The following is a 19,858-nucleotide window of genomic DNA, read 5'->3' as shown; positions in this document are numbered from 1 at the left end:
CTATTGAATTTGGAGCTACAGCAATTTAAAGCGAACTTCTTCAAAGCGCTGGGCCATCCCCTGCGGATTCGGATTCTGGAGCTTTTGGCGGAGGGAGACAAAAACGTGAACGAGCTGCAAACGCTGATCGGCAGTGAAGGCTCGGCCGTTTCCCAGCAGCTGGCCATTTTGCGCAACAACAATATCGTGTACGGAACAAAAGACGGCAACAAAGTCACTTATTCTTTGCGCGACCCGATGATTATCGAGCTTTTGGGCGTCGCCCGGCAAATTTTCAACAACCACCTGATCGATACGATCTCGATGCTGGATCGCTTCAACGAAGAATAGCTTTTCACTCCGGAAAAGCTCCAGAAAAAAAGCCCAGGACCATTCACAGTCCTGGGCATGTTTATGTGATTAGATTAGGAAACAGCCACCAAAGCATCCAGCGCAATCAACGCTTCCGCCTCAATCGCTTTTGCCATCGCATCGGTATGCGGGTTGTACGAAGCAAGCAAATCGGCATCCGCATAGCCGTCAATCGCCAAAATCGCTCCGGCCTTCATTCCGCGCAATGCCGCGATGACGAACAGGGCGGAATTTTCCATCTCGACCGCGAGTACCCCAGCTTTTTGGTACAGCTTGTGCGGAAACTCCAGAACGCCACTGTAGAACACATCCAGCGTCAGCGTAATTCCCTCTGCTACGGGAAGTCCGGCCTCGTTTGCTTCTGCTGCTGCCACCAGTGCATCCGCCACGCGGCGATTGGCGACTGCCGGGAAACCCGGAGGAACGAGCTGGCTGGTCAGTCCGTCCTGACGCACGACAGCCGAGCTGATGACGAGGCTGCCAGGCTCGATTTCTTTTTGGTACGATCCTGCCGTACCTACGCGAATGATGACCTGCACGCCACCTTTTGCCAACTCCTCAAAACATACGGCAGCACCCGGCGAACCGACGCCGTGGCTGACTACGGCAACCTCCGTGCCTTTCCACGTCCCGGCATAGCTGTGATACTCGCGATTTTCTCCGATGGACCGATGGTTGTCCAGCTTGGCGGCAATCAAGGCAGCCCGTTTTGGATCTCCACATACGATGACGCGCTTCGGCAACTGTTCCGGATCTACTTTCAGGTTCGTAAGCATCTCAATCAAACTCCTTTTTCTCCCATTCGTCTTCGGGAATCGGCAGCGCTTCACCGGAGAACCGCTCTTCGCGGAACGGGTCTGCGATCAGGTGAAAGCCGTTTTGCTCCCAAAATCCGGGGGTGTTTTCCGAAATAAACTCAATGCCTCGCAGCCACTTCACGCTTTTCCAGAAGTACAGGTGCGGCACAGTCAGGCGCAAAGGCCAGCCATGCTTGTCCGTCAGCGGCTCTCCGTCGAAGGAGTGGGCCAACAGCACGTCAGGGCGCATCAAGTCAGCGAGCGGCACGTTCGCCGTATAGTCGTGATCGCCGTGCAGCATGACGTACGATGCCTGCGGCACTACACCGATTGCCTGCAAAAAGTCGCGGAACCGCACGCCTGTAAACGCATTGTCAAAACGCGACCAGCGCGTCACGCAGTGAATATCGCTGGTCACGGTGACTTGCGGCATCTCCATGATTTGCTCGTAGCTCAGTGTAACTTCGCGATCTACCTCGCCAAACACGCGCAATGTCCATTCCTTCATGTCGTAAACCGGGACTTCTCCCTCATGCAAAATCGGAAAGCGCTCGGTCAAAATTTGTCCTGGCGGAAGCCTTTTTGCCAGTGCCGGGTCGACTGCGGGCACTTTCATCCGTTTGATCCGATCTGCCTTGTTCATGTTGCGTCCCCCCTTTTCTTCGCTGACTGTTCTTTGTTAACGGGTGCTCTGCTGATTGTTGCTCGCCGCCTGCATGCGCTCTTTCAGGAAGAACATCGCGGCAACCGTGAGCAAATACGGCAGCATGGAAGTGAATTGCGTTGGCAGCGAGAAGCCTTGCAGACGAATGCTCAGCGCATCCATCAAGCCAAACAAAAAGCTCGACGCCAGTATTCCGATTGGATGGGACTGCCCCATCATCATCGCCACCAAAGCGATAAAGCCGCGTCCGGCGGTCATGCCCTCGGAGAACATCGTCACCTGGCCCAACGAAAGCTGTGCTCCTGCAAGCCCGCACAAAGCGCCGCAGATGACGATAGCCAGCACCTGCAAGCCCGTTACTTTCAACCCGAGGCTGCGAGCCGCAACCGGATTCGATCCGACGGCAAGAACCCGAAAACCAGTGACAGTCTTGTAAAAGAACACATAAAGCGCAATCGCAGCCAAAAACGCGAAATAAACAAGCGGAGAATGCCCGGAAAATACCTCGCCGACACCCGGAATATCTTTGATCACAGGGATGTCCCACTTCGGCAAGCCCGCCATATCTTTATCGTAAAAAGCCCCTTTGACGCCAAAAATCGCCCGCAGCGCAAACGTCGTCAGACCGAGCGCGAGGAAATTGATCGCTACCCCGACGACGATCTCGTTTGCTTTGAGCTTGATCGTCATATAGGCAAACAACAGAGCGAACAAAACACTCGTCGCCGCCGCAATCAAGATCGCCAGAAACAAATTCCCGGTAAAGTGGTTGCCAACAATCGCGGAAAAGGCTCCGGCAAGCACCATGCCTTCCAGCCCCACATTAAAAATGCCTACACGCGAGCACAGCGCTCCGCCCAAAGCAGCCAGCAATATCGGTGTCACCATGCGAATGGTAGAACTGACGAGGGACCAATCAAGCAGCTCCATGCGATTCTCCCCCTTTTGCTTTCCGCTGTTTCCACCAGTCGTAGCTGAATTTTGCCGAAATAAACAGGATCAGCACTGCCGAGATGACGCTTGCCAGCTCCAACGGCACGTCTGTGTTCCGCTCCACGCCCATCGCTCCAGTCTGAAAAGCAGCCAGCAGGATCGAAGTAAAAATAATCCCGACCGGATGGGAGTTTGCCAAGAGCGTCGCCATCAGGCCCGTCCAGGCGAAGTTCGGTACAGTCAAAGCGCCATCGACAAAACGGTAGTGCGCCCCCAGCACCTCGACCGTCCCTGCCAGGCCCGCCAGGCCACCGCTGGCAAACATGCCTGTCAGCATGACGCGGATGCGGTTGATCCCCCCGTATTGAGCGAACAACGGGTTTTGCCCGAGCATTTTCACTTCATAGCCGAACGGCGTAAAGCGGATGACCCAGAACAGGATCAAAGCGCCGACAATGGCAAACAAAAACCCGGCGTGCACGCTCATCCCTGCGAACAGCTTGGGAAGCCAGACGCTCTTGTCCAGCATGACCGTTTGCGCCAAAGCTGCCGAACCAGTCCTGTCCCGAAACGGCTCCGTGACCAGATAGCTGGCAAACAAGACGGCAATGTAGTTGAACAGCAAGGAAGAAATCAGCAGCGGAATCCGAAACCGCGCTTCCATGATGCCCGGCAATAGCCCCCAAAGCCCGCCAACGGCCATTCCCGTCACAATCGCAGCCACCAGCTTCACGATTCCCGGCGCAGGCAAGTAAATGGCTACCAGCGTAGCACTGATAGCGCCAAGCACCATCTGTCCTTCTGCCCCCAGATTGAATACTCCCGCCCGAAAAGCAAGCGACAGCCCCAGGGCGATCAGCATGATCGGTGTTGCTCTCGCCAACGTGGAAACGAAGAAGTAAAAGCTTCCGAATGCTCCCTTCCACATTTCCTGATAGGTGCCCAAGATCGATTCCCCTACCGATGCGATGACGAGCGCCCCGATCAACAGGCCGATGACAATCGCCAAAAGCGGCTGAACCAGTGATTTACACAGCTCTTTGATTGCTGCCATGAACGCTTCCTCCCGCCATTAACACGCTGATTTTTTCCTCGGTTGCCTCTTTGCGCGAAAGCTCTCCGGCGATCCGCCCTTTGTACATCACCAAAATGCGATCCGACAGCGCCAAAATTTCCGACAGCTCGGATGACACCAGCAAAATTCCGTCTCCTGCGTTGCGCTTGTCGATCAGCGCCTGATGGATGTACTCCATCGCTCCGATATCGACACCGCGCGTCGGCTCGGCTGCGATCAAAAACGGGGTTTCATGCCCCAGCTCCCGCGCGACGATCAGCTTCTGCAAATTTCCGCCCGACAAATTCCCGGCAAGCTCCTGAAGCTGCCGCGAACCAGTCTTGATCGCGAATCGCTCCACCCAGCCAGTCACAACCTGGCGAAAAGTTTCCCGCAGTACGATGCCGCGCCGATTGAATGCAGGCTTGCGCTGATAGCCCATCAACGCGTTCTCTTCGACACTTTCCAGCTTGGCGGTTCCCCACATATAACGATCCTCGGGAATATGGGCCAGACCCGCTTCCCGGATTGTCGCCACAGATTTGTTGGTGACGTCCTTGCCGCCCAGCCGCACTGTTCCCTCCTGTGCCGCCCGCAAACCGCTCACGGCTTGCAGCAACTCGGACTGTCCATTGCCAGAAACTCCGGCAATTCCCACGATCTCGCCGTGATGGACGGTAAAGCTGACCCGGTCGAGCAACGTCTGCTTTTCGCGCACCGACAAATTTTCCACCTGCAAAAGCGGTCCCTGCTCCAAAGCGACGCGCTCACTCAGCTCTTGCAGCTCGCGGCCGACCATCAACCGGGCCAAATCGTCCACATTCGTCTGCTCGCGCGCAACCGTACCCGTCACCTTGCCGCCGCGCAGCACCGTGATGCGATCTGCTACCTCCATTACTTCCTGGAGCTTGTGCGTAATCAAAATCACGCTTTTCCCGCTCTCCGCCAGATTGCGAATCGTTTGCAGCAAGTCGCGAACCTCCAGCGGAGTCAACACAGCGGTCGGTTCGTCCAGCACGATGATGTCTGCGCCCTGGTACAGCACTTTCAAAATCTCGACCCGCTGCTGTTCTCCCACCGAGCAATTGGACACTTTTGCCTGTGGATCAATCGGAATACGGAACTTTTCGCTTAGCTCGCGCACTTTTTGCACAGCGTCATGGCGGCGGAAAAACCCGGCCTGCTGCGGTTCGTAGCCAATCACGATGTTTTCGGCCACGCTGAACTCGCCGAACAGCATGAAGTGCTGGTGCACCATCCCGATTCCGTTGCCAATGGCGTCCTGCGGCCCGCGAAAAGCGACCGGCTTGCCGTTTAGCACGATATCGCCGGACGTAGGCTGCTCCATGCCGTACAACATCCTCATCAACGTCGTCTTGCCCGCTCCGTTCTCACCGACGATGGCGTGCACTTCTCCGGCAGCAAGCGAGAACGAGACCTTGTCGTTTGCAATAAAATCTCCGTATTTCTTGGTCATGGCGCGCATTTCCAAACGATAGGTCATCCTTGCTCCCCCTTCTTTACGCTTTCTTTTCGCATATAAGGAAGACCGACTACACAGCCGTAGTCGGTCACAATCAAGCTCTGTGCACTAGCTTTTAGAACGAATCCGGCACTTTGCGGGTACCAGCAATGATCTCTTCACTGATCGCTTTTACTTTGTCCACAACTTCCTGGCCGATGAAAGCGTTCAGCGGCGTTTTGCTTTCGTGAGTCACATACGTTACGCCTACGCCTTTTTCTTTCAATCCGTAGTTGACGACACCTGGTTTGAAAGAACCTTCCACAAACGATTTCACAGTTTCATACGCTGCTGCGTCTGTCCCTTTCAGTTGGGACAATACGATGTGCTCAGGGTCAATCGTCGTGCGGTCAACGTCTTGTCCTGCTGTAAAGAAGCCTTTTTCCTTCGCGGCTTCGAATACGCCGAGATCGCCTACCGCAGCTGCTCCGTTGATGAAGTCAGCGCCTTTGGATGCTTGCAGCAGAGCCAGCTCTTTCGCTTTTGCCGGGTCAGTGAAGCTGCCCACGTAGTTTACCAGAAATTCTGCATTCGGATTGGTCGATTTCAAGCCTTCCTGGAATCCGCCTGTCCATTTTTTCAGAAGCGGAATGTCCATTGCGACAACCATGCCGACTTTGTTTGTTTTCGTGGCAAGACCTGCCGCCGCCCCCATCAGGTAAGCTGCTTCCTGCTCGCGGAAAGTAACGCTGCGCACATTTGGCAAGTCCACTACTGTATCAATAATCGCGAAGTTGCGATCAGGGTTTTCTGCGGCTACTTTTTTCAGTGCGTCTTCTGCTTCAAAAGAAGAAGTGATGATCAGGTCGTAGTTTTCCGCTACGGCTACGCGCAAGTTCTCTTCGATCGCACCATGGTCAGTCGACTCGATGCTTTTTACTTCCGCGCCAAATTCTTGTCCTGCTTTTTTCGCGCCCTCGTCCATTTGCTGGAAGAATGGGTTCACGCCGATTTTTTCCGGCAAAATCAAGGCAACGCGTTTCTTCGCTGCACCTTCTTGTCCTGCGGCTTGCTCTTTCGGCTTATCAGTCGATGCGTTCCCGGCAGGTGCATTCCCGCCTGCTGAACAACCCGCAGCCAAAACAGCAAAAGTAGTCAATGCCAACAACAACTTCTTCATGGTGTCTTTCTCCCCTATCTGAACGTTCTCCGTTTTCTCTATCCTAACCATAATGTACGGTTTTTCGACAAAAAGATCAATACCAAACACGAATATTTCAAATTAAAATTATTTTATCGTTCGTTATTCCTCCTCTATCCATCCTCCCCTTCTAACGAAAAAAAACTCTTCCCGAAGGAAGAGTTTGCGTCCGAAGCCGTCCTCTTCCTCATCTGTCAAAACCCCGGTACAGGTTTTGCAGGAATTGGCACCTTTCTGTACATGTCTCGCATGTCCAGTGGTTGCCGGGCTTCATAGGGCCAGTCCCTCCGCCGCTCTCGATAAGGTAGATCATCTATTGAGTTACAATGAACTTATTCTAGCAGAACGCTCTGAAAAAGCAATTGTTTTTTCAGATTGTTTCCGCCAGTTTGTTTATTTCGTTTGAAAGGTTTGCTGGAGCCGATGCGACAGGTTGCTAAGCTCACCCAGCTCTTCGGTAATTTCCCGCACCTTTTGATGCTGATTTTCTGCGGTGGCAAAAAGCTCTTCCAGGTTGGCAACCGATTGTTCGGTGACGGCCGTAATCGTCGACATCTCCATCGCCACTTCGCCTGAACGCATTTTGACCCGGTTCATGCTGGAACCGACATGCTCGGCCGCTTGCAGGAATGCCACCATGCCGGAGCGGACTGCCTCGATCGAAGCCACCGTTTTTACAGCCAGCTCCTGTCCTTTGGCTACAGACGCCTCTCCGTTGCTGATTTGCTGCACAGCGTTCTCGCTCTCCTGATGGAGCGATTTGAGAATTTCCGTAATCTCCTGGGTAGCGGTCGCGCTTTGCTCAGCCAGCTTGCGCACTTCGTCAGCTACTACAGCGAAACCGCGTCCATGCTCGCCAGCCCGCGCTGACTCGATGGCGGCGTTGAGCGCCAAAAGATTCGTTTGCGTGGCAATCTGGTTGATCGCTCCCACGATTTCTTCTACCCGGTTCGCCTGGCGATTGAGCTGGTGAATCGTCGCAGCAGCCACATTGACCGCAGACACGATCTGTTCCATTTGCTGCGAAAGCTCGTTCATCATGCCCACGCTGTCTTTCAGGCGCTGGTTGTTTTGATCGGACTCGCTCTTCATCGCATTCGTCTGCGTCGTTACCGCCACGATCTCCTGGTCGATCGACTGCACCTCTTCTTCGATCTTCACAGTCGAATTGGCCTGCGATTCCATGCCAGTCGCAACTTCGCGAAACGCAATCATCATCTCGTCCGTATTGCGTTTCGTTCCTTCGGCATGCTCGTGCACATGCTCTGTCGTGCGGTCAATCTGCCCCGTCATCTGTTGAATATGTACGAGCATTTCTCCCAGACGGCGTTCTTTTTCCTCTGCTTCCTGTCGGGCGATATTCGCCTTGCTGAGAGAAGCTTGTCCAGCCAGACAGAGGTACGTTACAGCCCCCATCATCATGAGGATCGCTACAATCCGCAGCACCAGATTCAGTTCCGTGAAGTCGCCGCTAAAAATTTCGTAGGAGCCTGTATAAAAGCCGACCAGAGTCACAACAATCTGCGCGATTCCCGCCGACACTACCAGCTTCCAGTCGAGGTAGGCTGCCAAAAATCCCATGACAATGAATGCGAGAAAAGTTACCTCTGGATAGGTAGTAAAGTGATCGAATGAGATCGCGTAAAACATGAGTCCAATCGCTACCAAGTAACGAATGACATGACTGTCCCTTTTGATGAAGTAAAACGGTGACACAATGAGGGTGACCAGCAATCCGAGGGACGTCACTTTCCAGAAGTTTGCATCGACCTGATAAGCAATCAGTCCCGCCATCCACAGGTGGTTCCATAGGATAAAAATCATAAAGCCTTCTTTGTCCGTCAAGGTGTTACGAACCAATTGAATCATAAGTGCCCCCCTTTTCCTGTTACTTATGTATCGGATTCTTTAACCATTATATCGCGTGCAGATTGACTAATTTGTGAAAAAAGTGAGAACAGCCAAAACGATTGGAGAATAGGCTACTATCATCTCCCCTTATTTTAAGCTATTTGGAAAGGAACTGGAACTGTGGAAGAACAACTCAATCTGTTGCCAGCCACTGTGCTGACGCGGACCATCAACCGTCCGAACACCACGATTTACTACCCGCAGCTGGCAGGGCTGGCCAACCAGCAGGCGGAAAAAGACATCAACCGGGCCATTTTGCAAACGGTGCAAGGCTTGATCCACGAGCAGCAACGAGTGCAGGTGCCGGGAAATACACAGATGCAAGGCAGCTTTGAAATCAAGACGAATGAACGCGGCATTTTCAGCGTGACACTCAGCAACTACGCGTACACCCCGCAAATGGCTCACGGAATGACTTTTCTCGGGTCTGTAACAGCCAATACCCAGACAGGCAAGCTCTACACCTTGCGCGATCTGTTCAAGCCGGGCAGCGACTACGTCACGGTCCTGTCGGAAAATATCAAGCGACAAATCAAAGAGCGCGATATTCCTACTTTAGGTAATTTTACCACAATCAAGCCAGATCAGGACTTCTATCTCGCAGACAAATCACTTGTTATTTATTTCCAATTGTATGAAATCACGCCTTATTACGTCGGGTTTCCGATGTTCCCGATCTCCGTCTACGACTTGCAGTCGATTATAGACGAATCTGGCCCGCTCGGCATTTTGTCCGCCAGTTAAAAGTAGTGAACAACTGAACGCAAAATCGTGTGTGCACAAAGCTGAGCGACGGGGAACGACTGTCATCAGCTTTGTTTTTTGTTCGGAAAAATGCCTTTTTTACATTCGAATAAACATTTACTTATATGTCATTACCTGCTACTATTTTATTTGTACATATTTACTTAAGCAATCAAGCGCATCGTATCGAACCAGTTTTTTCTGGAGGTCTGATATTCATGCAACACTACGGTCACAAGATCGGCCAAACTGCCAGAGTTTTCAGTAAAACCTTGAATGGAATCATGTCGCCCATGGGATTATATAGCTCGCAATGGAGCATCATTCTCTGCCTGCACTATCGCAGCTCGCTGACACAGGTGCAGTTGAGCAATTACTTGAACGTGGAGGCCCCTACCATTACCCGGACATTGACCCGGCTGGAGGAAATGGGCTGGATCATCCGCTCCGAGGGTGACGACAAGCGCGAACGGTACGTCTCGCTCTCGCCAGCCGCTATCGAGCGCTTCCCCGAGTGGCTGCAAGCTGCCCGCGACCTGGAAGACGTCGCCCTGCGCGATTTGGATGAGAGCGAGTTGGCTGTCTTTAATCGGGTGCTGAAAAAGATGACGGAAAACTTGAATACGATTGCATAAAAGGGCCTCTACCTAAACACATCGCTGTTCAGGTAGAAGCCCTTCTTCTTTTATTAGCTCATCCGTTTGACCATGCTGCGCGCCATCCAGACGCCTGCCGCTCCCGCCTGCGCCAAGCCGCGTGTGATTCCCGCGCCATCGCCACCGCAGAACAATCCTTTGATCTCTGTTTCAAACTCCTCTGTAAGCTTCGGACGAGCCGAGTAAAATTTAGCCTCCACCCCGTAAAACAGCGTGTGCTCCGAGGCGATTCCCGGCGTAACCTTGTCGAGCGCCTCTACCATTTCGATCAAGCTTTTCATCGTGTTGTACGGCAAGACCAGTCCCAGGTCGCCCGGTACCGCTTCCTTCAAGGTCGGCTCCAGGAAGCCTTCCCTGATCCGCGCTTCAGTCGAGCGGCGCGCCCGCAAAATATCGCCGTACTTTTGCACGATGACGCCGCCGTTGGACAAATCGTTTGCCCGTTTGCATATTTCCCGCGCGTATTCATTCGGCTTGTCAAAAGGCTCTGTAAACGTGTGGGATACGAGCAGCGCGAAGTTCGTATTCGGCGAGCCGAGAGCCGGGTCCTTGTAGGAGTGACCATTTGCCGCCATCACCCCGCTGTGGTTTTCCACGACCACGTGCCCGGACGGATTGCTGCAAAACGTGCGAACCCGTGTGCCGACAGACGTGTTGAAAATGAACTTGCCCTCGTACAGATGCTCGTTGATCTCGGGCATCACGACATCTGATGTCTCTACGCGCACCCCGACGTCCACCTGATTGTTGTACATTTTCAGGCGGCGTTTTTTCAAAATGCTGGTCAGCCAGGCGGAACCGTCCCGTCCAGGGCCGATCACGACAAAATCGCTTTCGTATTCTTCCCCGTTTTTCAGGACAACCCCTTTGACCCGATGACCTCCGTCTTCCTTGACCGTCAAAATATCCTCGACCTCTGTCTTGAACATCATGTCGATCCGTTCCTTCAAGTATTCAAAAATCGACTGCAAAATCTCCAGGTTTTGCTCTGTGCCCAAATGGCGAACCTGGGCGCGCAACAGCTTCAGCCCTGCCGCGTATCCGCGCTGTTCAATGCTTTTGATCGTCTCTGTCGTCGGATCGGTAATCGTCTCGGTCGCGCCGTGCTCCAGATTGATTTCGTCTACGTATTTGATCAAGCCGAGCACAGTCGAAGGATTGAGGTAATCCGTCATCCATCCGCCGAACTCCGTCGTAATGTTGAATTTGCCGTCACTGTAAGCGCCTGCTCCACCAAACCCGCTGGTGATCGAACAGGCCGGAAGACAGCCTGCGTAATCCTTTTTCCCGGCAGGAGGCGGGCAGAGCTTGATTTTCTCTTCCAAAATCGGGCAGCGTCTGCTGTAAATATCGTGGCCTTTATCTATGAGCAGCACCTTCGCATTCGGCGCTTTTCGCGTCAGTTCATAGCATGTAAAAATTCCGGCTGGTCCTGCTCCTACTACAATGGCATCGTATTTTTTCATCTGCAATTCCTCCCTGTAAACACGTTTGAATACTTGGTTTTTATCAAGCATGAGTCACTCTTGCGCAGTCTCCCCTGAGTTGTTGTATGGACGACAACACAAAAAATTCCCGGCCGACGAATAAGGTATGTCAAAAAACAACCTCATTCGTAGCCGGGAATTTACGGTTCCCTGTAGAGACCCTCAAACCATATTTTCGAGGATATACGAATTTATTAAGGATTCATCAAGCCAGTTCATCTTGCTAACAACCATATGTATAGTAGCGCATAATCTGAATCAAGTCAATATACGACCATCCATTTATTCGTGTTTACATTTTTTTAACATGAAAACAGCTTGTTTGAAACGGTTACATTCAGCAAAAACCGAACATTATATCCGAACGTTCGTAATTTCCAAGGAACTCCCCCAAAAAAGTTGGAAGGAAACGACATAAAAAGATAGAATATGTAGAATTTTAAGAAATATTTTCGTATTACTACACTCATACAAAAAGGATGGGGCTTGCCCATGCGGGATTATCGTTATTACCAGTCTGCCTTTGCAGGGATTCCAAAGCCATTCGCTTTCGTCGACCTGGACCTTTTGGAGCAAAATGCCGAGCAGATCGCTTTGCAAAGCAATAGAAAGCCGATTCGGATTGCCAGCAAGTCAATCCGCAGTGTCGCCCTTCTCAAGCATCTGTTGCAGTTCGATGACTGCTTTTCCGGGCTGATGTGCTTCTCGGCTCCCGAAGCGCTCCATTTGTGCGCGGCAGGCTTTGACGATTTGCTCCTGGGGTATCCCGTCTGGGAAAAAAGCTGGCTGCTCGCCCTTGGCGAACAGATCAGGCAAGGCCGTACCATCACTTTGATGATCGATTCCGTCTCCCATGTGGAACATCTGGAACAAATCGCCCGCGAGCAAGACGTGATTTTTCCCGTCTGCCTGGATATAGACATGTCGTCCGATATGTTGGGCCTGCATTTCGGCGTTTGGCGCTCTCCGCTGCGTTCTCTGGAGTCGGCCGTTGCGCTTGCTTCCCGCGTCGCTTCCTCCAAGCATCTCCGCCTGGACGGAATCATGGGCTACGAAGCGCAAATTGCAGGCGTCGGCGACCGCTATCCCCGGCGATTTATGAAGAACAGCCTGATTCGACTGCTGAAACAACGATCGGTAAAGGAGGTGGCACATCGCAGAGCGGAACTGATGAAGGCACTTACGGCAATGGGAATCTCGCTGCGCTTCGTCAACGGCGGAGGGACAGGAAGCTTGCACCATACGGGAAAAGAAGACGCCGTTACAGAACTCACGGCTGGCTCCGGCTTCTTTTCTCCCGGACTTTTTGATTACTATCAAGACTTTCATTTCCAGCCAGCAGCCGGCTTTGCCCTGGAAATCATCCGCAAGCCGACCGAGCATATTTACACTTGCGCAGGCGGCGGCTATATCGCTTCCGGTTCGGCCGGAGCGGACCGATTGCCCAAACCGTACTTGCCGCAAGGTGTCCGGCTCATTTCCAACGAAGGCGCCGGAGAAGTGCAAACCCCCATCCAGTATCGCGGGTTGGAAACATTGGAATTGGGTGACCCCGTCTTCTTTCGCCATGCCAAAGCGGGCGAGCTGTGCGAGCGCTTTTCGCGGCTCTATTGTGTCTCAGGAGGAAACGTTGTTGATGAAGTGACGACATATCGGGGGGATGGACTATGCTCACTGTAAGCAAAAAAACAAACCGCTGGAGCAACTGGACAGGAAACGTTCAGAGCCAGCCGCGGCACATTGCCATGCCGCAATCTTTGGATGAGGTCATCTCCGTCGTCCGCGCCTGCAAAGCTGACGGAACGCGCATCCGCGTCGTTGGTTCCGGGCATTCTTTTACCAGACTCGTCCAGACCGAGGAATGCCTGCTTTCCCTGGATCGCTTGCAAGGAATCGTCCACGTCGACCAAGAGCAGCAAACCGTGGAAGTCTGGGCGGGAACGAAGCTCAAGACGCTTGGCGCGTTGCTCCATCAGGCGGGCTATTCCCAGGAAAATCTCGGCGATATCAACGCCCAGTCCATCGCAGGTGCCGTCAGCACCGGAACGCATGGCACGGGCATTCAATTCGGAAGCGTCTCGACACAAGTCGTCGGATTGACGGTCGTTACCGCATCAGGCGAAGTGCTGGAGGTGTCAGAGCAGTCACATCCCGATCTGTTCAAAGCGATGCAAGTCTCCCTTGGATTGCTCGGCATCATCGTTCGAGTCAAACTTCGCGTCCTGCCTGCTTACCGCCTTCGCTACCAAAGCCATCGCATGCCGCTTGATGAATGCTTGTCTTCCCTCGATACATTCAAGCAATCGCACCGTCATTTCGAATTTTACACCTTCCCGTACTCCGATACCGTCCAGGTCAAATTCATGAATGAAACCTCCGAACCATCCAGCGCGAATCAGCAATGGAGCTACATGAAAAAAATGGTGGTGGAAAACGGTCTGTTCTGGCTGCTTTCGGAGAGCTGCCGGCTGCGCCCGACGCTTACCCAATCCGTGAGCAAGCTGTCGGCGCAAAGCGTCCCGAACGTCAACGAAAGCGGCTATAGCCACGAGCTGTTTGCCACGCCGCGTCTGGTCCGTTTTTACGAGATGGAGTATTGCATTCCCGCCGAGCATATGGGCGAAGCCATCAAGGAAATGCGGCAAGCCATCGAGCAGGAACGCTTTGCCGTGCACTTTCCGCTGGAATGCCGTTACGTGAAACAGGACGATATTTGGCTCAGTCCCGCTTACGAACGAGACAGCGCCTTTATCGCCGTGCACATGTACAAAGGCATGCCATATGAAGCGTACTTTTCGCGCATGGAGCAAATTTTCCGCCGCTTTGGCGGTCGCCCGCATTGGGGAAAAATGCACAACATGACGGCAGAGCATCTGCATCAGGTGTACCCGCGCCTGCCCGACTTCCTCGCGATCCGCGCTCAGCTTGATCCTGACGGCATGTTCGTCAATCCGTATTTGTCTGAACTGTTTGGGCTGACCTGAATCTGACCCAAAGAACCAGCCATACCCGACCCGACACGCAAAAATGCCCCGCCACGGCAACTGGCAGGGGCATTTCATTTTGACCGATCGTCTAGCCTTGGGTCGGAATATCCGGCTTGATTTTCTTGTTGCGGCCATAGCGCAAATAGTAGTAGAGATAGAACAGCGCCAAAGCGCCGATCCCGTAAAACAACCCTACCCGCTGCGTCGGATCAAACGCCGGGAAGATGAGGATGAACGTGCACAAAGCCAGACACAACAGCGGCATCACCGGGTAAAACGGCGCCACAAACTGCAAGTCTTCAAGCTTGCCGCCTTCCTGCAAATATTTCCGGCGGAAGTTGAATTGGGACAGGGCAATGCCCATCCAGGTAAACGTGACCGCGATCCCGGAAACAGACATCAGCAAAACGTACACGGTATCAGCCGCGATCACGCTGGTCAGAAGCGACAAAAGCGAGAAGGCCAGAGTCGCAAGCAAGCTGTTCAGTGGAACGCTCCGCTTGGTCAGCTTGCCGAATGCCGGATGCGCCATCCCGCTGTGCGACAATGCCCAGAGCAAACGGGTAGCGGCGTACAGGCAAGAGTTTCCGACAGATAAAAGCGCTGTCAAAATGACGAAGTTCATAATATCCGCCGCAAACGGAATGCCTACCGAATCGAATACGGTCACGAACGGGCTTTCCAGCAACCCCAGCTCGCTGGATGGGAAAAGAGCGGACAAGATCATGACCGAAGCCACATAGAACACCAAAATGCGGAAAACGACATTGCGGATGGCCCGCGGGATGTTTTTGTGCGGATTTTCCGTTTCTCCGGCAGCGATCCCGATCAGTTCCGAGCCTTGATACGAAAACACGACGTTCATCATCGTGACGAAGACAATCGCAAACCCGAACGGAAACAGCCCGCCATCCGCGGAAAAGTTGGAGAAGAACGGAGCTTCCCTGCCCTCCATACTGACTATACCGAAAATAGCACCTAGTCCGACAATAATGAAGATAAGAACGGCCAACACTTTGATGCCCGCGAACCAGTATTCCGTTTCCGCAAATCCTTTGGTCGTCAGAGCGTTGAAGGTAAAGAGCAAAAGGATAAAGAGCGCGCACCAAATCCAGATCGGCGTATCCGGGAACCATCGCTGCATAACCATGCCGGCCGCAGTAAACTCCACGCCAGCCGTCGTCGCTGAACCGAGCCAGTACATCCATCCGAGTGTAAAGCCGCTTGCCGGGCCAATGTACTTCGTCGCATACGTTTGAAAAGAACCTGTTACGGGCATTTTCACGGAAAGCTCACCCAGGCAGGTCATCACCAGGTACAGCAGAATCCCCCCGACGACAAACGCGACGAGCGCTCCGCCCGGCCCCGCCTGATTGATCGTATACCCGGCATTCAGAAAAAGCCCCGTTCCGATTACTCCGCCAAGCGACAGCATAAAAAGATGGCGGCTTTTCATCGAGCGTTGCAGTTGTTTGTCCTTGTCATTCCCAGCGTTCATATGATCCCTCTCTTTCCCCAGCTCGTGAGTGGAAAATAGATGTGTAAAAAGTAAGCCGGGAAGGAACTGCCTGCGTTAGAAGCGCAGGGACAGGCAGCTCAATCCTCCATCTTGCTTGCGGAACTCGGACATATCCAGCTCGATTACTTGGTAGCCAGCATCCGTGATCTGTTTTTTCGTGCTGTCGAAGCCTTTTGGAATGATTACATGGTCATTGATGTGGATGCAGTTGGCGGAATACTCCACTTCTTTTTCCACTACCAGATGCTTGTAGTCTTTGAACACTTCGGAGTCGATAAATTCGCCTGCGAGTACGAGCGTGTCGTTACCCAGGTAAGCAATGCCCGTTTTCAGGTGGAAAAACTCCTTCAGCGGAACGATCGTAACCTCATAGCCGTATTTGGAGAGGATTTCCCGGAACTGGATCGCGCCTTCCTCGTTCGTACGCGTGGACAGGCCCACATAGAAATGATTTTCTACCTGCATGACATCTCCGCCGTCAAGGAAGCCCGGAGCCTGAATGTATTCAATCGTGTCATAGAAACGCGGGAGCACTTGTTTCATGTCCTCAATCTCACCGTTGCGGCTGTCCGCGCCAGGGTTGGTGATGACCGCGCACTTTTCGGTCAGAACCGCTGTATCTTCTACGAAAGTGGAATCCGGGAAACGCTCGTCCGCTTCCAAAACGGTCACTTCCAGACCCGCTTGCTTCAGCGCCTCTACATAAGCAGCATGCTGCTCCAAAGCAAGAGCGAAATCCGGCTTGCCCAGATCGGAAGTCGTCAGACCGTTCACGTAGCTCTGCCCCGGTTTTCTTACAATCGCACGAGAAAATTTCATGATAAAATCTCCCTTCTGTTTTGAAATCTCGTCAGTGGAACAAATGTTTCAGCGGCGATGATGCATCGCTTCGTTTTACTGTCGATTATTCCGTATTGTGGAACGACTTCTACAATACAAAATTACACTCCTAATGTAAAATAGTTTTAAATTTTTTGTCAATGAATTTTTGTCTGCATGAAATGATGTTGATTCGTCCGAATAATTCTGATAGATTGATCTCATAAAAAGCTGGCGAAGCATCTGACAAATCGTCATTCGCAAAACGAAAGCCAGGAGGGAAACAACTTGGTACAATCGATTGACCGGGCGATGAGCATCATCTTGGTCCTGACATCTGACGAAAGCAAGACGCACTGGTCTATCTCAGAAATCGCAGAGAAGACATCTCTCCCCATCAGTACAGTCCACCGCCTGATCAGCAGTCTCATGAAGTACGGGCTGATTCAGCAGATCCCGGAAACCAAGCAGTACAAGCTTGGCATCACCTGGATGGAAATCGGTCTGCGCATCCTGGACAAAATCGACATGCGGGCAGTCGCCCGAACCGTTATGGAGCAGTTGGCGGCAGATGTGCGCGAGTCGGTCTACCTGAATATTCCGGATGGGCATGACGCCATCGTGCTTGAACGGGTGGAAAGCTCCATGACCGTCAGAAGCATCGACAATCTGGGAGAGCGCATCCCGCTGCACATCGGCGCGGCCAACAAAACGATTTTGGCGAACATGGAGCCTCGGGAAGCGGAACGAACCGTCATGGCACTGATTCCTGATCCTGAGCAGCAGCGTGAATTTATGAAGCAACTCCCCGCCATCCGCGAAAATGGTTACGCTGTCAGCTACGGGGAGAAAACGGAAGGAACCGCCTCCATCGCCGCCCCCATCATCGGCTATAACCAGCGAGTGGTCGGCGCCCTGAGCATCGGTGTTCCCACTTATCGGATCACAGAGGAGCTATTGGCTACCTTGATCGATCGCGCCAAGCAAAGCGCCAAGGAAATTTCCAAAAGAATCGGAGCAACTCCGTAATTTTTTTGCCCACTAAACGGAAATGGTTTTCACTATACGGAAAACGGAGGCATACCCCATGCAAAAATGGCAAACAAAAGAGCAACTCGTCGATCTTCTGTGCAATTTGGTGAACATCCCGAGCATTACCGGATCGCCTGCTGAGAAAGAGTTGCCTGGCTACATCGTCGAGCAGCTGCGTTTATTGCCTTACTACCAGGCGAATCCCGACCACGTTCAGGCCAATCCGACCGAGGATGGACGTCATTTTGTCACGGCGCTCGTCAAAAAACCGGGCGTTCGCGACACCGTCATTTTGGTAAGCCACTTCGATGTAGTCGATGTGGAGGATTACGGCGGCTGGATGAAGCATGCCTTTGATCCGAAGACGCTCACTCCGCTGTTTCAGCAAAACCAGGCGGACATGCCTGCCGATGTGCAGCAAGACTTGCGTTCCGGCAACTGGCTGTTCGGACGCGGGACGATGGACATGAAATGCGGCTTGACCCTGCACATGTCCATGATCGAGCAAGCTTGCGCGGGCGAGTTTGACGGCAACATCCTCTTGCTGACGGTTCCGGACGAAGAAGTAAACTCCGTCGGCATGCGGGCAGCTGTTCCTCGTCTTTTGGAAATTGCCCAACAGTTTGATTTGCACTACACGACCGTGCTTAACTCCGAGCCGATGTTCACCCGCTATCCGGGCGACCAGAACACCTACGTGTACACAGGCTCCATCGGAAAGGTCCTGCCAGGCTTCCTCTGCTACGGAAAAGAAACGCATGTAGGCGAGCCTTTTGCCGGGTTGAACGGGAACTACATGGCATCGCAAATTACGTGCGAGCTGGAGCTGAACACTTCTTTTTGCGAAGTCGTGGACGGCGAAGCTTCTCCGCCGCCTACCAACCTGATCCAGAAAGATTTGAAAAAAGAATACTCGGTGCAAATCCCGCATCGTGCCGTGACGCTCTTCAACCTGTTCCTGCTGGAAAAACAAATGGAGGAAGTCGTGGAGCCGCTGCTTGGCGCAGCCCGCAATGTAGCGGAACGCATCCGCGAAAACTACCTTCGCCACGCCAGCCAGTTCGCCAATTTCGCTCCGTTCAGCCCGCGCGACCTGACGATCTCTGTGATGACCTATGAGGAGCTGTACGCCTACGCCTTGAAAACGCACGGAGAAGACAAGCTGCGCCAGCTGGAGGCAGATGTCATCGCCAACCGCCAAGACAAGGACGACCGCGACACGACAATCGAGCTGGTCGATCAGCTGGCGATTTTGTGCAAAGAGCTGTCCCCGATGATGATTTTGTTCTTTGCCCCACCTTTCTACCCGGCCGTCAGCTCGCGCAACCATCCGTTGATCCAGCAAACGGTCGCAGAGATGGAAGCATACGCGCGCGAACAGCATCAAGTGACCTTGCTCAAGCAAAACTACTTCGGCGGAATCTCCGACCTCAGCTACGTCGGCCTGCAATACCCGGCCGCGTCGATGCAGCCGCTGGTCGCCAACATGCCGCTGTGGGACAACGGCTACTCGATTCCGCTCCAGGAGCTGGAAGCCTTCGACGTCCCTGTCATGAACCTCGGCCCCGTCGGCCGCGACGCGCACCAATGGACGGAGCGCCTGGACGTTGATTATGCGTTCGACACATTGAAAGACATGCTGCCGAAATGCATTCAGTCCTTGTTGCGGAATGGGCGGGCAAGCGAGTAACTAACACATCAATAGAAAAAAGGCTCTTACGGCGAGGCATGAAGCATGGCTTTCGCGTAAGGGCCTTTGTTTTTTATTGGAAAATGCTTTTTTCTGCCTACCTCCCCACTTTTTCTTTATAATGAAGAAAAGCTATCGCAAAGGAGAGCGGGACATGAATTTTGAAGCAAAAGAAAAAGGGTTCGTCACCCATTTATCATATGGCGATCTGCACGTCTCTGGCGATGAGGCGTACGGCTTTCGCCCTTACCAGCTGCTCGTTTCTTCCATTGCCGTTTGCAGTGGCGGCGTCCTGCGCAAAGTGTTGGACAAAATGCGCATGCCTTGCACAGATATGCAAATCACAGCAGATGTCACGCGCAATGAAGCAGAAGCAAACCGCGTTGAAAAAATTCACCTTCACTTCATCATTACCGGAGAAAACTTGAAGGCAGAAAAAGTGCAAAAGGCCGTCGATGCCGCCAGCAAAAACTGCCCGATGGTACAGTCAGTAAAAGGCAGCATCGTCGTCACCGAGTCATTCGAACTTGTGCCACTTGTACCGTAATCCG

At 52.9% G+C, this 19,858-nt stretch carries 18 protein-coding genes and 2 riboswitches; of the genes, 8 read left to right on the top strand and 10 right to left on the bottom strand.

Annotated features, from left to right (window positions below; genetic code table 11):
* Positions 1-3 precede the first annotated feature (3 nt).
* The gene (locus tag EDM60_RS02300) at positions 4-330 is read left to right on the top strand and encodes an ArsR/SmtB family transcription factor (protein WP_122962512.1); all 327 of its coding nucleotides are present in this window, start codon (positions 4-6) and stop codon (positions 328-330) included.
* A gap of 74 nt (positions 331-404) precedes the next feature.
* Here EDM60_RS02300 and EDM60_RS02295 read toward each other — a convergent pair whose 3' ends face one another.
* From EDM60_RS02295 to EDM60_RS02265, 7 genes are all read right to left on the bottom strand, one after another.
* On the bottom strand, positions 405-1,127 hold the full coding sequence (locus EDM60_RS02295) for a nucleoside phosphorylase (protein ID WP_122962511.1): 723 nt from the start codon (positions 1,125-1,127) through the stop codon (positions 405-407).
* A gap of 1 nt (position 1,128) precedes the next feature.
* Positions 1,129-1,791 carry a sulfite oxidase-like oxidoreductase gene (locus EDM60_RS02290; protein WP_122962510.1) on the bottom strand — a complete coding sequence of 221 codons (663 nt, stop codon included), beginning with the start codon at positions 1,789-1,791 and terminating at the stop codon, positions 1,129-1,131.
* A gap of 36 nt (positions 1,792-1,827) precedes the next feature.
* Positions 1,828-2,742, bottom strand: coding sequence for an ABC transporter permease (locus tag EDM60_RS02285; protein WP_122962509.1), 915 nt, complete (start codon positions 2,740-2,742; stop codon positions 1,828-1,830).
* Entirely contained in the window at positions 2,729-3,799 is a 1,071-nt protein-coding gene (locus EDM60_RS02280; RefSeq protein ID WP_122962508.1) for an ABC transporter permease, read from the bottom strand. The genes EDM60_RS02285 and EDM60_RS02280 overlap by 14 nt, the downstream gene beginning before the upstream one ends.
* A complete protein-coding gene (locus EDM60_RS02275) occupies positions 3,774-5,303 on the bottom strand; it encodes an ABC transporter ATP-binding protein (protein WP_122962507.1) in 1,530 nt (509 codons plus the stop codon). Before EDM60_RS02275 ends, EDM60_RS02280 begins: the two co-directional genes overlap by 26 nt.
* Before the next feature lie 94 nt (positions 5,304-5,397).
* On the bottom strand, positions 5,398-6,441 hold the full coding sequence (locus tag EDM60_RS02270) for a BMP family lipoprotein (RefSeq protein WP_122962506.1): 1,044 nt from the start codon (positions 6,439-6,441) through the stop codon (positions 5,398-5,400).
* Between the two features lie 205 nt (positions 6,442-6,646).
* A riboswitch (SAM riboswitch) is annotated at positions 6,647-6,768 on the bottom strand.
* Between the two features lie 87 nt (positions 6,769-6,855).
* Positions 6,856-8,331 (bottom strand): methyl-accepting chemotaxis protein, encoded by a 1,476-nt coding sequence (locus EDM60_RS02265; RefSeq protein ID WP_122962505.1) that lies wholly within the window; start codon positions 8,329-8,331, stop codon positions 6,856-6,858.
* A gap of 162 nt (positions 8,332-8,493) precedes the next feature.
* Between EDM60_RS02265 and EDM60_RS02260 the strand changes: the two genes are divergently transcribed.
* Both EDM60_RS02260 and EDM60_RS02255 read left to right on the top strand, forming a co-directional pair.
* On the top strand, positions 8,494-9,117 hold the full coding sequence (locus EDM60_RS02260) for a DUF3298 and DUF4163 domain-containing protein (RefSeq protein WP_122962504.1): 624 nt from the start codon (positions 8,494-8,496) through the stop codon (positions 9,115-9,117).
* Between the two features lie 218 nt (positions 9,118-9,335).
* Positions 9,336-9,752 carry a MarR family winged helix-turn-helix transcriptional regulator gene (locus EDM60_RS02255; protein WP_063228891.1) on the top strand — a complete coding sequence of 139 codons (417 nt, stop codon included), beginning with the start codon at positions 9,336-9,338 and terminating at the stop codon, positions 9,750-9,752.
* A 53-nt stretch (positions 9,753-9,805) separates the two neighbouring features.
* On the opposite strand, the gene EDM60_RS02250 is transcribed toward EDM60_RS02255, so the two are convergent.
* Positions 9,806-11,239 carry an NAD(P)/FAD-dependent oxidoreductase gene (locus EDM60_RS02250; protein ID WP_122962503.1) on the bottom strand — a complete coding sequence of 478 codons (1,434 nt, stop codon included), beginning with the start codon at positions 11,237-11,239 and terminating at the stop codon, positions 9,806-9,808.
* Positions 11,240-11,369: 130 nt separating this feature from the next.
* A riboswitch (purine riboswitch) is annotated at positions 11,370-11,469 on the bottom strand.
* Positions 11,470-11,752: 283 nt separating this feature from the next.
* On the opposite strand from EDM60_RS02250, the gene EDM60_RS02245 reads away from it, so the two are divergent.
* Positions 11,753-12,940 (top strand): amino acid deaminase/aldolase, encoded by a 1,188-nt coding sequence (locus EDM60_RS02245; RefSeq protein ID WP_122962502.1) that lies wholly within the window; start codon positions 11,753-11,755, stop codon positions 12,938-12,940.
* Positions 12,928-14,244: a D-arabinono-1,4-lactone oxidase gene (locus tag EDM60_RS02240; RefSeq protein ID WP_122962501.1), complete on the top strand. Its 1,317-nt coding sequence runs from the start codon at positions 12,928-12,930 to the stop codon at positions 14,242-14,244. The genes EDM60_RS02245 and EDM60_RS02240 overlap by 13 nt, the downstream gene beginning before the upstream one ends.
* A gap of 91 nt (positions 14,245-14,335) precedes the next feature.
* Here EDM60_RS02240 and EDM60_RS02235 read toward each other — a convergent pair whose 3' ends face one another.
* Together EDM60_RS02235 and EDM60_RS02230 are read right to left on the bottom strand one after the other, a co-directional pair.
* A complete protein-coding gene (locus EDM60_RS02235) occupies positions 14,336-15,745 on the bottom strand; it encodes an amino acid permease (RefSeq protein ID WP_122962500.1) in 1,410 nt (469 codons plus the stop codon).
* A 75-nt stretch (positions 15,746-15,820) separates the two neighbouring features.
* A complete protein-coding gene (locus EDM60_RS02230) occupies positions 15,821-16,585 on the bottom strand; it encodes a dimethylarginine dimethylaminohydrolase family protein (RefSeq protein WP_063228884.1) in 765 nt (254 codons plus the stop codon).
* A 288-nt stretch (positions 16,586-16,873) separates the two neighbouring features.
* Here EDM60_RS02230 and EDM60_RS02225 point away from each other — a divergent pair, with 288 nt between their 5' ends.
* The 3 genes from EDM60_RS02225 to EDM60_RS02215 all read left to right on the top strand — a co-directional run bounded on the left by EDM60_RS02225 (position 16,874) and on the right by EDM60_RS02215 (position 19,854).
* Positions 16,874-17,614, top strand: a complete 741-nt coding sequence (locus tag EDM60_RS02225; RefSeq protein WP_122962499.1) for an IclR family transcriptional regulator — start codon at positions 16,874-16,876, stop codon at positions 17,612-17,614.
* A gap of 58 nt (positions 17,615-17,672) precedes the next feature.
* Positions 17,673-19,307: a M20/M25/M40 family metallo-hydrolase gene (locus tag EDM60_RS02220; protein WP_122962498.1), complete on the top strand. Its 1,635-nt coding sequence runs from the start codon at positions 17,673-17,675 to the stop codon at positions 19,305-19,307.
* A gap of 154 nt (positions 19,308-19,461) precedes the next feature.
* The gene (locus tag EDM60_RS02215; RefSeq protein ID WP_063228878.1) at positions 19,462-19,854 is read left to right on the top strand and encodes an OsmC family protein; all 393 of its coding nucleotides are present in this window, start codon (positions 19,462-19,464) and stop codon (positions 19,852-19,854) included.
* The last annotated feature ends 4 nt before the right edge of the window (positions 19,855-19,858 follow it).

This window comes from Brevibacillus parabrevis (genome assembly GCF_003710905.1).
In the GTDB taxonomy this organism is placed as follows: domain Bacteria; phylum Bacillota; class Bacilli; order Brevibacillales; family Brevibacillaceae; genus Brevibacillus; species Brevibacillus parabrevis.
The sequence above is the reverse complement of the archived record's forward strand: the minus strand, read 5'-3'. Positions and strand labels throughout refer to the sequence as shown.